The organism is Acidovorax sp. GW821-FHT10A04 (assembly GCF_059415825.1).
Window position 1 is genome coordinate 237841 of sequence record NZ_JBWKNZ010000009.1, and the last position, 13553, is coordinate 251393.

Genomic DNA, 13553 nt, shown 5'->3' on the forward strand with positions numbered 1-13553 from the left:
CGAGAGGCGCTTGCATGTCTGGCGCGTTCATTGCAAGGTAGAAAAGCATGCGCCTGCGCCACATCGAAGTCTTCAACGCGGTGATGCTCACCGGCAGCGTGAGCGCTGCCGCGCGGCTCATCAACGTCACCCAGCCCGCGGTGAGCCGCATCCTGGCGCATGCAGAGCTGCAGCTCGGCTTTGCGCTCTTCCACCGGCTCAAGGGGCGGCTGGTGCCGACCACCGAGGCGCAGACGCTGTACCCGCACATCGAACGCCTGTTCGCCCAGCTCGACGACGTGCAACGCCTGGCGGCCAGCCTCAAGGGCGACCGGCGCGAGGGCGCGCTGCACATCCTGACCGTGCTGGCACTGAGCTACGAGGTGCTGCCGCGCGCGCTGCGCAGCTTCCGTGCGCTGCACCCGGACGTGGACGTGACCATCGATGCGCTGCATTCGCCGCAGATCGTCTCGGCCCTGGTGCTGCAGGAGGCCGACGTGGGCTTCGTGTTCAGCTCCATCGCCCACCCCTCGCTGAGCCAGGAGCACATCGCCGATGGCTACATGGTCTGCGTGGCACCCAAGGGCATGCTGGGCCCGGCGCTGGTGCAGGCGGGCAGCGTGCACCTCACGGACCTGGCGGACACGCCGGTGGTGCGCCTGGACGTGCGCGACCCCATCGGCACCGTGATGGGCCATGCCTGCCGCGAGGCCGGCGTGGGGCTGCGCACGGCGATCACGGTGCAGACCTACCACGCGGCGCTGGCCCTGGCACAGCACGGCCATGCAGTGGCATTGGTCGACGCCTGCACGGCCGCCTCGGCCGACCGCAGCCAGGTCGACGTGCTGGCCCTGGCGCCGCACATCCCCGTGCCCATCCAGTCGCTGCGCACCGTCAACCGGCCGGCCTCGCTGCTGGCCAGTGCCATGGCCGCCTGCATGCGCCTGGCCGTGGCCGAGACCATGGCCAGCAAGGGCTTGCCCAGCCCCAGGCCCTGAGAACAGGTTCCGATCGGTGGGGGCGGGCCCCCATAACTTTCCGGCATGGCCTACCCGGAGAAATGAATTGTTCAAGGCGGCGCTGAATTTCTACAGTGCATCTACGCCTTTTCATTTCTTTTCTTCGTCGCAAAGGGAACCCCATGCCAACGACCGCCGCCGCCCGTGCCACCCTGCTGGCCGCCTGCCTGCTTGCCTACTGTGCTGCCCAGGCCGACACCCTCAAGAAGATCGCCGACACCGGCAAGATCACGCTGGCCTACCGCGAATCGTCCGTGCCCTTCAGCTACCTGGCAGGCACCGGCCAGCCCGTGGGCTTTGCGGTGGACATCTCGAACGCCGTGGCCGAGGCCGTGAAGAAGCGCCTGAACAACCCGGCCATCAAGGTCGAGCTGCAGCCCGTGACCTCGCTCAACCGCATTCCCCTGGTGCAGAACGGCACGGTGGATCTGGAGTGCGGCTCGACCACCAACAACACGGTGCGCGGCAAGGACGTGCAGTTCGCCACCAACTACTTCTACACCGGCACGCGCCTCTTGACCAAGAGGAGCTCGGGTATCAAGGGCTTCGGCGATCTGGCTAAGCGCAAGATCTCCACCACCTCCGGCACCACCAATGCCCAGGTGGTGCGCAAGTACGACCGCGACAACAAGCTCGACATGGAGATCCTGATGGGCAAGGACCATGAGGATTCGCTGCTGCTGGTGGACACCGGCCGGGCCGAGGCCTTCGCCATGGACGACATCCTGCTCTACGGCCTGATGGCCAATGCGCGCAATCCGGCCGAGTGGGATGTGGTGGGCGAGGCGCTGCAGGTCGAGCCCTATGCCTGCATGCTGCGCAAGGACGACCCGCAGTTCCAGGCCCTGGTCAACGGCGTCATCGGCGGCATGATGAAGTCCGGCGAGTTCGAGAAGCTGTATGCCAAGTGGTTCATGTCGCCCATCGCGCCGCGCGGTCAGAACCTCAAGCTGCCCATGGGCAAGGAGCTGCGCGACAACCTCGCCGCCCAGAGCGACAAGCCCGCCATCTGAAGGGAGCCACCGAGCATGTTGGCAAGCCATCGCCCCGCCACGCAGACGGTGGGCATCCTGGGCGGCATGGGGCCGGCGGCGGGCGCGGACTTCGCGCGCCTGTTCGTGCAGGCCTGCGGCGAACGCATGGCGCAACTGGGCATTCCCGTGCACGACCAGGCCTATCCCGAGCACTGGCTGGCGCAGGTGCCCATTCCCGACCGCACGGCCGCGCTGGGCGACACCCGACTGGGCGCGCACCAGCCTGCCGAACCCATGCTGCAGGCCACGGGCCGCCTGGCCGCGCTGGGCGCCCGCGCGGTGGCCATCGCCTGCAACACGGCCCATGCCTGGCATGGCCTTCTGCAGCAGCGCTTTCCGCAGCTGGTGGTGCTGCACGGGGTGCAGGAGGTGGTGGCCGGCCTGGCGGCGCGCCAGGTGCGCAGCGTGGGCCTGTTGGCCACGCGCGGCGCCTACGATGCCGGGCTGTACCAGGGCGAGCTCGAGCGTGCGGGCATTGCCTGCTGCCTGCCCGGCGTGGCCGGGCGCGAGCAGCTCATGCAAGGCATCTACGACGGGGTGAAGGCCGGCGACTATGCGCTGGCGCGCGAGCGCTTCAGGGCGGTGGCGCGGGCGCTGCAGCAGCGCCACGGCATCACCACCCTGGTCATGGGTTGCACGGAGATACCGCTGGCGCTGGAGGAGGGCCCGGCGCTGCCCGGCCTGGCGCTGGTCAACCCCTCGGCCGTGCTGGCGGCGGCGCTGGCGCGGCAGGCCTACCTGGACGCGGGAGCCTGAGCGCTGGCCCGCGCTCCGGGCTTCCAGGGAGAGGTGGGTCCGCGAGGGGAAAAGGCCGTCCACTGCGGCATGTGTTTGGCCGGGCGGTGGCAGCCGCCGCGCAAACCGCCTAGACTGCGCGCTGCCTTGTTCTGTTCATTCACCCTCTCTGGAGATCAACGATGCTGAGCGACGACCACCGACTGGATACCGAGGCCCTGGTGCCCGGCCGTGCCACCGAAGCCGGCGCCACGCGCCGCCTGGCCCTGCAGACCGCCCTGGGCCTGGGCTATGCAGCCGCGGCCACGCCGCTGATGGCGCAGACAGCCATCGCCACCCCGGCCGACGGACTGACGGCCGGCGAGGTCAGCTTCACCGTGGGCGGATTCAAGGTGCCCGCCTACCGCGCCGCGCCCGCCGGCAAGACCGGCCTGCCCGTGGTGCTGGTGATCCAGGAAATCTTTGGCGTGCACGAGTACATCGCTGACACCTGCCGCCGCTTCGCCAAGGCCGGCTACCTGGCCATCGCCCCGCAGCTCTATGCGCGCCAGGGCGATGCCTCCAAGTACACCGAGGCCGCCAAGCTCATGGCCGAAATCGTCTCCAAGGTGCCCGATGCACAGGTGATGGCCGACCTCGACGGCGCCGTGGCCTGGGCCACCGCCAACGGCGGCGATGGCGCGCGCGTGGGCATCACCGGCTTTTGCTGGGGTGGCCGCATCACCTGGCTATACGCCGCGCACGGCCCGGTCAAGGCCGGTGTGGCCTGGTACGGCCGCCTCGTGGGCCAGCCCAGCGAGCTCACGCCCAAGCACCCGGTGGACATCGCCCCCATCCTCAAGGCGCCGGTGCTCGGCCTGTACGGTGAAAAAGACACCGGCATCCCCCTTGACACGGTTGATAAGATGAAAGCTGCCCTGGCCGGTGGCTCCGCCGCCGCCAAGGCTTCGGAATTCGTGGTGTACCCCGATGCGCCGCATGCCTTCCACGCCGACTACCGCCCCAGCTATCGCAAGGAAGCGGCCGACGATGGCTGGAAGCGTGCGCTGGCCTGGTTCAAGGCGAACGGCGTCGTCTGACCGACCGGCTGCTCTCCTACAATCAGCCGCCCCTGTATTCAAGGGGCGGCTTTTTTTGACCCCGCGGTGCCACCCGATTGACATAAAAACAATACCTTTCGCTCAATGGACGCGCACATATAGCTATGACCTTGATAGCAATCATCTTGGCCACCCTGGCTGCCGGCATCGGCAGCGTGTGGCTGGCCGCACTGCTGATGCGCCTGGGGCTCGGGGGCCGCAGCGACAGCGTGGGGCCCCAGCACCTGCTGAGCCTGGCGGCCGGCGCGCTGCTGGCCACGGCCTTCATGCACCTGCTGCCCGAGGCCTTCGAGAGCCAGGCTGGTGCGCACGACCTGTTCGCCACGCTGCTGATCGGCGTGGTGTTCTTCTTCCTGCTCGACAAGGCCGAGCTCTGGCACCACGGCCATGAGCACAGCCATGCGGCGCCTGCCGAGCAGGGCCACGGCGCGCACGACCATGCCGAGCATGCCCACGGGCATGGCCACCACCACCACGGTGCCCCTCGTGCCGGCGGCTGGGCCGTGCTCACCGGTGACAGCGTGCACTGTTTTGGTGACGGTATCCTGATCGCCTCGGCCTTCATGGCCGACATCCGGCTGGGCATGATCGCGGCCGTCTCGGTGCTCGCGCACGAGGTGCCGCACCACATGGGCGACCTGGTGGTGCTGCGCCAGACCAGCCCCAACCGGCGCATGGCGCTGGTCAAGGTGTCGTTGGCGGGCGCCGTCACCGCCCTGGGCGGCATCGTCGGCTACTTCCTCGTGGGGCAGTTGCAGGACCTGCTGCCGTACTTCCTGGCCGTGGCGTCGAGCAGTTTCATCTACGTGGCCCTGGCCGACCTGATTCCGCAACTGCAAAAGCGCCTGTCCGCGCGCGAGACCGTGGCCCAGATCGCCTGGCTGATCGCCGGCATGGTGATCGTCACCTTGGTCAGCGGCGCGGCCCATGCGCATTGAAGGCACGCAAAAGCACATGGTCACGATCTACCACAACCCCCGCTGCGGCACCTCGCGCAACACGCTGGCCCTGCTGCAGGAGCGCGGGGTGCAACCCGAGGTCATCGAGTACCTCAAGACCCCGCTGAACCGGGCCGCGCTGCAGGCGCTTATCGCGGCCATGGGTGTGCCGGCCATCGATGTGGTGCGCAGCAAGGAAGCGGTGTTTGCCGAACTGAAGCTGGGCGAACCCGGGGTGACAGACGACCAACTCATCGACGCCATGGTGGCCCACCCCATCCTCATGAACCGGCCCATCGTCACCACGCCCCTGGGCGCGGGGCTGTGCCGGCCGGCCGAGACGGTGCTGGAGCTGTTGCCTGCGCAGCCTTGAGCCGCTCGGGCTGGCTAGCGTGCCAGTTCCTCGCGCACGGCGGCCACCTGCCGGCGCGAGACCGTGAGCAGCTCCGTCATGCCCTGCAGGCGCACGGCCCAGCCGTCGCCTTCCTCGGGGTCGTAGTGCTTTTCGAGCGCGCGCACGGCGCGCCGGGCCACCAGCGCATTGCGGTGGATGCGCAGGAAGCGCGTGGGGTAGCGCGCCTCCAGCTCGCTCAGGGCCCCGTCCATGATGTAGCTGCGGGTGGCGGTGCGCACCGTCACGTACTTCTGCTCGGCCTTGAAATACAGCACCTCGGCCAGCGGCAGCCGCTCGGTGCGGCCCCGGTCCTGGATCACCAGCGCCTCGCCGTCGGCGGCCGAAGGGGCCGCGGCCGTGCTGTGGGCCGGGCGGGTGGTGCGCTGCACCTTGGCCAGTGCCTGCTGCAGGCGCTCGCGCCGCACGGGCTTGGTGAGGTAGTCCACGGCGTCGAGCTCGAAGGCATTCACCGCGTGGTCGGCATGGGCCGTCACGAAGACCACGGCCGGCGGGCGCGCCAGGGCCTGCAGCGCGTGCGCCAGGCCCAGGCCGTCCTGGCCGGGCATGTGGATATCGAGCAGCACCAGGTCGAAGGCGCTGCCCCCGGTGGGCCCCAGCAGGGCCATGGCTTCGCCGGCGTTGCCGGCCTCGGACACGGTGGTGTGCAGGGTCTCGGCGCAGTCGCCCAGCAGGGTGCGCAGGCGGCTGCGGGCCAGGGCTTCGTCGTCAACGATCAGGATGTTCATGGCGCGGCATTGCGGGTAGGGGCGGAGGGAGGTGGCGACGGGGCTGGTGCGGCGGGCCGGCCATGGCGGCGCGGGCGGCCGGACACGCGGGCCGGCCGGTCCTGCACGGGCAGGGTGATGCGCACCTGGTAGAGGCCGTCGAGCACGCCGGCCGTGAATTCGCCCTGCACATCGTGCAGCAGCGCCAGGCGCGCGCGCACGTTGGCCAGGGCGATGCCATGGCCGCGCGGCACGTCGTGGTAGCGGATGTCGCTCGCGGGCAGGGTGTTGGTGATGCGCACCACCACGCGGCTGCCGCGCAGTTCGGTCATCACCTTGAGCTTGCCGCCGCGCGGGCTCGGCTCCACGCCATGCTTGACGGCGTTTTCCACCAGCGGCTGCAGCAGCAGGGGTGGCAGCCGGGCGCTGTCGGTGCGCGGGTCCAGGCTCCACTGCACCTGCAGGCGCTTGCCGAAACGCACCTCCTCGATACCGAGGTAACGGCGGGCCAGGGTGATTTCCTCGCCCAGGGAGGTCACTTCGCCCTGCTCGACGAGCGCCACGCGGAACAGGTCGCTCAGGTCTTCGAGCAGCGATTCGGCCTTGGCGGGCTCCTTGCGCACCAGGGCGATCGCGCTGTTGAGCGTATTGAACAGAAAGTGTGGGCGGATGCGCGACTGCAGCTCGGTCAGGCGCGCCGTTGTGGCCGCCGGGGTGCGCCCGCGCGCGCGCAGCACCAGGGCCGCGACCAGCAGCGCCGCGAGCAGGGCGCCGGTGGCGGCGCTGGCCACCCAGGGCGAGCGCTCGGCCACGCCGGCCAGGGTCAGCATGGCGCAGGCATAGAGGCCCGCCAGCGCCCCGAGCGTCACGCCGGCCGCATACTGCTGGCCCGTGCCCAGGCCCTGCAGCACGGTCTTCAGGCTGCAGGCGGTGATCAGCCAGGCCAGGGTGGCCGGCAAGGCACCGCCTGTCACCAGGGCCATGTTGGCCAGCCAATCGCTGGGGCCGCGGGCACCGAACAGGGTGCCCACGCCCACCACGACCTCGACGAACAGCACGGCCCGCAGCACCACGCCGACCTGGCAGGCGTCGAACACCAGCGCCCTTCCGGCCGCGGGTTGGCCGCTGCGCGAAGGGCCTCTGGGTGGGTCCGATTCGGCTTCGGGAGGCGGGGTCGATAAAATTTGCGTGTTTTGCATTGCGGCATCCGGGCGTTCCGGGTGTCAGAACTACCGGATTATTGCCCTCCCATGTCCAACAGCCAAGCCAATAGCGCGCCGTCCGCGCCCTCCCACAACCAGCTCGACACCAAGGCCCAGGCCTGGTCGGCGCTCTTTTCCGAGCCCATGAGCGACCTGGTCAAGCGCTACACCTCCAGCGTCTTCTTCGACAAGCGCCTGTGGCAGGCCGACATTGCCGGCAGCCTGGCGCATGCCGACATGCTGGCCGCCCAGGCCATCATCAGCGCCGAGGACCATGCCTCGATCCAGCGCGGCATGGCCCAGATCAGTGCCGAAATCGAGTCCGGCGCCTTCGAGTGGAAGCTCGACCTCGAGGACGTGCACCTGAACATCGAGGCGCGTCTGACCCAGCTCGTGGGCGACGCCGGCAAGCGCCTGCACACCGGCCGCAGCCGCAACGACCAGGTGGCCACCGACGTGCGCCTGTGGCTGCGCGGCGAGATCGACCTGATCGCCGACCTGCTCAAGGAGCTGCAGGTGTCGCTGGTGGACGTGGCCGAGCAGAACGTGGAGGTCATCCTGCCGGGCTTCACCCACCTGCAGGTGGCGCAGCCCGTGAGCTTTGGACACCACATGCTGGCCTACGTGGAGATGTTCGCGCGCGATGCCGAGCGCATGGCCGACGTGCGCCGCCGCGTCAACGTGCTGCCGCTGGGCGCCGCCGCCCTGGCCGGCACCACCTACCCGCTGGACCGCGAGCGCGTGGCGCGCACCCTGGGCATGGAGGGCGTGTGCCAGAACAGCCTGGACGCCGTGAGCGACCGCGACTTCGCCATCGAGTTCACCGCCGCCGCCAGCCTGTGCATGGTGCACGTGAGCCGCCTGAGCGAAGAACTCATCATCTGGATGAGCCAGAACTTCGGCTTCATCAAGATCGCCGACCGCTTCACGACCGGCAGCTCCATCATGCCGCAGAAGAAGAACCCCGACGTGCCGGAACTGGCGCGCGGCAAGACCGGCCGCGTGGTCGGCCACCTGATGGGCCTGATCACCCTGATGAAGGGCCAGCCCCTGGCCTACAACAAGGACAACCAGGAAGACAAGGAGCCGCTGTTCGACACCGTGGACACGCTCAAGGACACGCTGCGCATCTTCGCCGAGATGGTCGGCGGCCAGTTGAACCCCGCCACGGGCAAGAAAGAGGGCGGCATCACCGTCAACGCACCCGCCATGGAGCAGGCCGCGCTCAAGGGCTATGCCACCGCCACCGACCTGGCCGACTACCTGGTCAAGAAGGGCCTGCCTTTCCGCGACGCGCACGAAACCGTGGCCCACGCCGTGAAGGCCGCCGTCTCGCACCAGGTGGACCTGTCCGAACTGCCGCTGGCCGTGCTGCAGGGCTTCCACCCGCAGATCGAGAAGGACGTGTTCGATGCGCTGAGCCTGCGCGGCTCGCTCAACGCGCGCAACACGCTGGGCGGCACGGCGCCTGCGCAGGTGCACGCCCAGTTGGCGCGCCACCGCGCACGGCTGGCGTAATCCTGGCTGGGTGTATTTCTTGCATGGTGAGGCAGCCGCCCACCGGCGGCGCATGACAGCGCAGCAGCGTGCGGCTACGATCCTCGCCTGTTGCATCTGATTACCTATCCGCTGGAGCCTTCGCATGACCTCGCCCCGCCGCCGTCTTCTCATCAACACCCTGCGCACCGGTGCGCTGCTCCTGGGCCTTGCGGCTGCAGGCCTGGCATCGGCCCAGCCCAAGCCGATCCGGCTGCTGGTGGGCTTTCCCGCGGGTGGTGGCACCGACGCGATCGCGCGCACCCTGGCCGACAAGCTCAAGGACGAGCTCGGTACCTCGGTGGTGGTGGAGAACAAGCCCGGTGCGGGCGGGCAGATCGCGGCCCAGACGCTCAAGGCCGGCCCGGCGGACGGCACGGTGTTGTTTCTCACCCACGACCACACCATCTCCATCCTGCCCCAGGTAGTGAAGAATCCGGGCTATGAGCCCGCACGCGATTTCATCCCCGTGGTCGGCATCGCCACCTTCGTGAATGCCTTCGCTGTCTCGGGCGGCACGCCCGCCAGGTCGTTCGGCGAATACGTCACCTGGATCAAGGGCGCGGGCGGCGGCAAGGGTGCCGTGGGCATCCCCGCACCTGCGTCCACCCCCGAGTTCCTCGTGAAGCTGGTGGGCGGCAAGTTCGGCATCGACCTCGTGTCCGCACCCTACCGGGGCAGCGCGCCCATGATGGCCGACATGCTGGGCAACCAGATCGGCGCCGGCGTGGCCTCCATCCCCGACTTCATCGAGAACCACAAGGCCGGCAAGGTGCGCGTGGTGGCCGTGCTGGGCAAGAACCGCCAGGCCGCCATGCCCGACGTGCCGACCTTCGATGAACTGGGCCTCAAGGGCTTCGAGGACCTGCCGTACTACGGCATCTATGCACCCGCGGGCACGCCGCAGAAGTTCGTCACCGATTTCTCGAACGCCGTGGCCAAGGTCATCGCCATGCCCGAGGTGCGCGACCACCTCACGGCCATGGGCCTGACCGTGGGCCACATGCCGCCCGCGCAGTTCGCCACGCGCGAGAAGGCCTACACCGCAGCCTGGACCAAGATCATCAAGGACACGGGCTTCGTGGCCCAGTAACCCATCCTGCCGGCGCAGGCCGGCTTCCGCCATGCCCACCACCCGCCTGCCCGCGCACTGGCAGCAGTCCCGTTACCTGCCCTTGCTGGTGGGGCTGTGCAGTGCTGCGCTGGCCATGCTGCTGGCCTGGCTGGTGATCGACATCTCGCACACCAAGGCACGCACCGAGATCGTGGCCCGCGCGCAGACCCATCTGCTCGAAATCCGCGACCGCCTGGACCGCCAGCTGCAGAGCACGCTTTCGGTGCCCGAAACCGTGGCCGCCTTCGTGGCCGCGCAGGGCCACATGTCGCCCGAGATTTTTGCCTCGGTGGTCGGGCGCCTGCTGGAGAGCCAGCGCAACATCCGCAACCTGGCGCTGGCGCCGGACAACGTCATCAGCGACATCTACCCGCGCCTGGGCAACGAGAAGGCCCTGGGCCTGCGCTACCTGGACAACCCGCAGCAGCGCGGTGCGGTGGAGCGCGCCATCCAGACCCGCCGCACGGTGGTGGCCGGCCCCATCCAATTGGTGCAGGGCGGGCTGGGCATCGTGAGCCGCACGCCGGTGTTCCTGTCGGGCGTGCCCGGCGCGGCCCCCGTGGCCGAGCCGCGCTACTGGGGCATCGTCTCGCTGGCCGTGAACGCCGACACCCTGTTCGCCGATGTGGGGCTCAACACCGAGCAGATGGGCTTCCAGGTGGCCGCGCGCGGCCTCGATGCCCTGGGCGCGCAGGGGGCCGTGTTCGTGGGCCAGGCCGGCCTGTTCGACGAAAAGCCGGTCACGCTCGACGTGCCCCTGCCCGGGGGCGGCAGCTGGATCCTGGGCGCCGTGCCCGTGGGCGGCTGGAAGGCCGCCGGCAGCGCGCCGGCGCTGGTCGTGACGCTGTCGTACGTGTTCGCCCTGCTGCTGGGGCTGCTCAGCGCCTGGCTGGTGCGGGCCCACCAGCAGGTGCTGGCGCTGGCCAGCCATGACCGCCTCACCGGCCTGCCCAACCGCCGCCTGTTCGAGGACCGCCTGTCCCAGGCTGTGCTGGCCGCACACCGCGACCGCCGTGCCGGTGCGCTGCTGCTGATGGACCTCGACGGCTTCAAGGCCATCAACGACAGCATGGGCCACGGCTGTGGCGACCAGGTGCTGCTGCGCGTCGGCCAGCGCCTGGCGGGGATGGCGCGCGCCAACGACACGGCGGCACGGCTGGGGGGCGACGAGTTCGCCCTGGTGCTGAATGCGGTGACCTCGCCGCACGCGGCGATGGAGGTCGCCCAGCGGGTCCTGCAGGACATGCTGGCACCCATCGGGCTGGACAACGGCGAGCATGCACGCATCGGTGTCAGCATCGGTGTGGCCGTGTTCCAGGGCGATGCGGCAGAGGCCCTGCCGGCGCTGATCGACCGGGCCGACCAGGCGCTGTACGCCAGCAAGCGCACTGGCAAGGGCAAGGCCACGCTGGCCGCCTCGGCCGAGTTGCATACCTTTGCAACCCAGCCGCTGAACAGCGCCACCATGCCCTGAACCATCCATGCGGATGGCGGGTGCAGTGCCTGTGGCTGGCGGGGTGTGGCGCTGCCGCCGAAGTTGTAAAACATGCAGCGGCCGCGGTGAAATTGCCGAGAATGGCCCCATCTGACAACGATGTGCCACTTCCTGGGAACCATGCCATGAAGCGATTCCCCCGCCTTTCCAGGCTCGCCCGGCGCCTTGCGCTGTCGGGGGTACTGGTGTCGAGCACGGCCGCGGTGCACCCCGCGCCCGTGGGGGGCACGGGGTCTGCGCCCGGCCCCAAGACGACGCAGTCGTCCTCGGCCTCCCACTATGCGCGCTGGCAGGCCAGCATGGAGGCGTTCGCCGCGGCCGACAAGGCCCAGGCCCCGGCCGAGGACGGTGTGCTCTTCGTGGGCAGTTCCACCATCCGCTTCTGGACGCAGCTGCCGCAGGATTTTCGCGACGTGCCGGTGCTCATCAACCGCGGTTTTGGCGGTTCGACCATGGCCGACTGCCAGTACTTCGTCAAGCAGCTGGTGCTGCAGTACCGGCCGCGCCAGGTGTTCGTCTATGCAGGCGACAACGACCTGGCCGAAGGCCGCTCGCCACAGCAGGTGCTCGAAAGCTTCGAGGGCTTCGTGGCCGCCGTGCGCGCCGAGCTGCCCGATACGCGCATCGCCTACATCTCCATCAAGCCCAGCCCCTTGCGCGCCGAGCTGATGCCCAGGGCACGCGAGGCCAATGCCCTGCTGGCTGCCTATGTGCGCAGTTTGCCCAACAGCGACTACATCGACATCTTCACGCCCATGCTGGACCTGCAGGGCGCGCCCCGCGCCGAACTCTTCGGGCCGGACCGCCTGCACATGAGCGATGCCGGCTACCGGCTGTGGCGCTCGGTGATCGCCGACTATGTGGGGCGCGGCCAGGCCACGCTGCAGGCCGGCCCGGACAAGGCGGTAAAAAAGGCCACGCAAGCCACGGCGGCACCACCGGTGGCCATTCCTGCGATTCCTGAGGCCGCTGCCGTCCAGGTCAGCACCGGTCGCTGAAGGCCTGCTGCTTCATCCTGGAATCGGTTTCGCCCGGGGCGGGTCCTGCGCTGCGGGCTGCACGGCCGTGCGGGTGGGCGCTGGCGGGTACATCGGCGGGCGCTTCTGGCCCGGGGCCAGCACGGCGGGCGGCGTCGTGTCTTCCTTCTGGTGGCGTTCGAGCCACAGGGTCGCCCGCGCCACCGCATAGAGCACACCGAAGGAGGCGGCCAGCAAGGCGATGTCCTGCAGCCAGGGCCGGTCGTATTTCGCACCCAGCGCGACCAGCACCACGAGCACCAGCACCAGGTGTGCGCAGAACACTGGTAGCGAGGCCGAGCCCAGTGTCTCCAGCCAGCGCTGGCGCGGCATGCGGGCGGCCAGCCGGGGGCCATAGTGGATAGCGAGCACCACCAGCGCAAACAGGTTGACCATGCGCATGGGCCCCAGCGCCCATTTGTCGAACCAGGGGTTGAATGCGGCGTACGGCCCGTCGGCATGGAAAGGGATCTGGCCGACCAGGTGGCGCCAGCCCATCAGGAAAATGGCCAGCGCAATGGCCAGCAGCACCGACCAGCGCGGGAAGGCGAACGCCGGCGCATTCGGGTCGTTGCGCGTGGCGCCCATCCACAGCCCCAGCATCCAAAGGAACTGCCAGCTCCACATCACGAAGGCACCGGTCTCGTTGAAGGGCACGGGCAGCGGCACCAGGGCGTTGATGCTGTCGTACACGCCGTGCGACAGGCCGAACTGCGCCGCCAGCCACACCAGCCCGCTGACCAGCATCACCGGCCGCCAGCCCCAGACGAAAGCCAGCACCATCACCCAGGGGCTGGCCAGCATGAACAGCACGTACAGCGGCAGGATATCCAGGAGTGGCGGCTCGTAGAGCAGCAGCAGTCCGCCCACCAGGGCCGTGAACGGCTGCCTGACGTAGAAGTTCAGCAGGTCCACCACGGCCGGTTGCTCGATGCGGATGCCGATGAAGGCGATCACCGTGAACAGGAACAACAGCAGCGCCGCATGGCAGGCATAGATCTTGAGGGCGCGGCGCCAGAAGGCATGGTGCATCTCGGCCACGCTCTTGCGCCAGGCCACGCGGCCGTAGACCAAGCCGGCCATGTAGGCCGACAGCAGCACGAAGCCCTCCGCCGCGGACACGTAGCCGAAGGGCTGGCCCAGCGGCGAGGTGAGCCGCGTGGGCAGGTGCGTTACTGTCATCAGCAGCAACATCAGCCCCCGGGCTGCATCGATCTCCCAACTGCGTTGGGAGGGCGGGGCGGGCGCGGGGGGCATGGTGGCTCC

General features: G+C 69.2%; 13 protein-coding genes. 10 read left to right on the forward strand and 3 right to left on the reverse strand.

What is annotated here, in order from left to right; all coding sequences use genetic code 11:
• Positions 1 to 47: 47 nt before the first annotated feature.
• From AC07PF_RS20060 to arsC, 6 genes are all read left to right on the forward strand, one after another.
• Positions 48 to 977 carry a LysR family transcriptional regulator gene (locus AC07PF_RS20060; RefSeq protein ID WP_007854090.1) on the forward strand — a complete coding sequence of 310 codons (930 nt, stop codon included), beginning with the start codon at positions 48 to 50 and terminating at the stop codon, positions 975 to 977.
• A gap of 143 nt (positions 978 to 1120) precedes the next feature.
• On the forward strand, positions 1121 to 2011 hold the full coding sequence (locus tag AC07PF_RS20065; protein ID WP_494612985.1) for an amino acid ABC transporter substrate-binding protein: 891 nt from the start codon (positions 1121 to 1123) through the stop codon (positions 2009 to 2011).
• A gap of 15 nt (positions 2012 to 2026) precedes the next feature.
• Positions 2027 to 2788 (forward strand): aspartate/glutamate racemase family protein, encoded by a 762-nt coding sequence (locus AC07PF_RS20070; RefSeq protein ID WP_007854095.1) that lies wholly within the window; start codon positions 2027 to 2029, stop codon positions 2786 to 2788.
• A 161-nt stretch (positions 2789 to 2949) separates the two neighbouring features.
• Positions 2950 to 3846 carry a dienelactone hydrolase family protein gene (locus tag AC07PF_RS20075; protein WP_007854096.1) on the forward strand — a complete coding sequence of 299 codons (897 nt, stop codon included), beginning with the start codon at positions 2950 to 2952 and terminating at the stop codon, positions 3844 to 3846.
• 125 nt (positions 3847 to 3971) lie between these two features.
• A complete protein-coding gene (locus tag AC07PF_RS20080; RefSeq protein WP_007854098.1) occupies positions 3972 to 4805 on the forward strand; it encodes a ZIP family metal transporter in 834 nt (277 codons plus the stop codon).
• Positions 4795 to 5178 (forward strand): arsenate reductase (glutaredoxin), encoded by a 384-nt coding sequence (gene arsC / locus AC07PF_RS20085; RefSeq protein WP_007854100.1) that lies wholly within the window; start codon positions 4795 to 4797, stop codon positions 5176 to 5178. The genes AC07PF_RS20080 and arsC overlap by 11 nt, the downstream gene beginning before the upstream one ends.
• Positions 5179 to 5192: 14 nt before the next feature.
• Here arsC and AC07PF_RS20090 read toward each other — a convergent pair whose 3' ends face one another.
• Positions 5193 to 5945 (reverse strand): LytR/AlgR family response regulator transcription factor, encoded by a 753-nt coding sequence (locus tag AC07PF_RS20090; RefSeq protein WP_007854102.1) that lies wholly within the window; start codon positions 5943 to 5945, stop codon positions 5193 to 5195.
• A complete protein-coding gene (locus tag AC07PF_RS20095; protein ID WP_494604518.1) occupies positions 5942 to 7123 on the reverse strand; it encodes a sensor histidine kinase in 1182 nt (393 codons plus the stop codon). The genes AC07PF_RS20090 and AC07PF_RS20095 overlap by 4 nt, the downstream gene beginning before the upstream one ends.
• A 51-nt stretch (positions 7124 to 7174) precedes the next feature.
• Here AC07PF_RS20095 and argH point away from each other — a divergent pair, with 51 nt between their 5' ends.
• The 4 genes from argH to AC07PF_RS20115 all read left to right on the forward strand — a co-directional run bounded on the left by argH (position 7175) and on the right by AC07PF_RS20115 (position 12269).
• Complete coding sequence (gene argH, locus AC07PF_RS20100) at positions 7175 to 8644, forward strand: argininosuccinate lyase (protein WP_494612986.1); 1470 nt, start codon at positions 7175 to 7177, stop codon at positions 8642 to 8644.
• Positions 8645 to 8768: 124 nt separating this feature from the next.
• Positions 8769 to 9755: a Bug family tripartite tricarboxylate transporter substrate binding protein gene (locus AC07PF_RS20105; RefSeq protein WP_494612987.1), complete on the forward strand. Its 987-nt coding sequence runs from the start codon at positions 8769 to 8771 to the stop codon at positions 9753 to 9755.
• 31 nt (positions 9756 to 9786) lie between these two features.
• Positions 9787 to 11250 carry a diguanylate cyclase domain-containing protein gene (locus AC07PF_RS20110; protein WP_494612988.1) on the forward strand — a complete coding sequence of 488 codons (1464 nt, stop codon included), beginning with the start codon at positions 9787 to 9789 and terminating at the stop codon, positions 11248 to 11250.
• Positions 11251 to 11396: 146 nt separating this feature from the next.
• Positions 11397 to 12269: an SGNH/GDSL hydrolase family protein gene (locus tag AC07PF_RS20115; RefSeq protein WP_494612989.1), complete on the forward strand. Its 873-nt coding sequence runs from the start codon at positions 11397 to 11399 to the stop codon at positions 12267 to 12269.
• 12 nt (positions 12270 to 12281) lie between these two features.
• On the opposite strand, the gene opgC is transcribed toward AC07PF_RS20115, so the two are convergent.
• The gene (opgC, locus tag AC07PF_RS20120) at positions 12282 to 13544 is read right to left on the reverse strand and encodes an OpgC domain-containing protein (protein WP_494612990.1); all 1263 of its coding nucleotides are present in this window, start codon (positions 13542 to 13544) and stop codon (positions 12282 to 12284) included.
• Positions 13545 to 13553: the final 9 nt, after the last annotated feature.

Coding starts and splice junctions, on each gene's coding strand:
- AC07PF_RS20095 (WP_494604518.1), bottom strand. CDS start 7,123: ATGCAAAACACGCAAATTTTATCGACCCCGCCTCCCGAAGCCGAATCG.
- arsC (WP_007854100.1), top strand. CDS start 4,795: ATGCGCATTGAAGGCACGCAAAAGCACATGGTCACGATCTACCACAAC.
- AC07PF_RS20080 (WP_007854098.1), top strand. CDS start 3,972: ATGACCTTGATAGCAATCATCTTGGCCACCCTGGCTGCCGGCATCGGC.
- AC07PF_RS20115 (WP_494612989.1), top strand. CDS start 11,397: ATGAAGCGATTCCCCCGCCTTTCCAGGCTCGCCCGGCGCCTTGCGCTG.
- AC07PF_RS20070 (WP_007854095.1), top strand. CDS start 2,027: ATGTTGGCAAGCCATCGCCCCGCCACGCAGACGGTGGGCATCCTGGGC.
- opgC (WP_494612990.1), bottom strand. CDS start 13,544: ATGCCCCCCGCGCCCGCCCCGCCCTCCCAACGCAGTTGGGAGATCGAT.
- AC07PF_RS20060 (WP_007854090.1), top strand. CDS start 48: ATGCGCCTGCGCCACATCGAAGTCTTCAACGCGGTGATGCTCACCGGC.
- AC07PF_RS20105 (WP_494612987.1), top strand. CDS start 8,769: ATGACCTCGCCCCGCCGCCGTCTTCTCATCAACACCCTGCGCACCGGT.
- AC07PF_RS20090 (WP_007854102.1), bottom strand. CDS start 5,945: ATGAACATCCTGATCGTTGACGACGAAGCCCTGGCCCGCAGCCGCCTG.
- argH (WP_494612986.1), top strand. CDS start 7,175: ATGTCCAACAGCCAAGCCAATAGCGCGCCGTCCGCGCCCTCCCACAAC.
- AC07PF_RS20075 (WP_007854096.1), top strand. CDS start 2,950: ATGCTGAGCGACGACCACCGACTGGATACCGAGGCCCTGGTGCCCGGC.
- AC07PF_RS20110 (WP_494612988.1), top strand. CDS start 9,787: ATGCCCACCACCCGCCTGCCCGCGCACTGGCAGCAGTCCCGTTACCTG.
- AC07PF_RS20065 (WP_494612985.1), top strand. CDS start 1,121: ATGCCAACGACCGCCGCCGCCCGTGCCACCCTGCTGGCCGCCTGCCTG.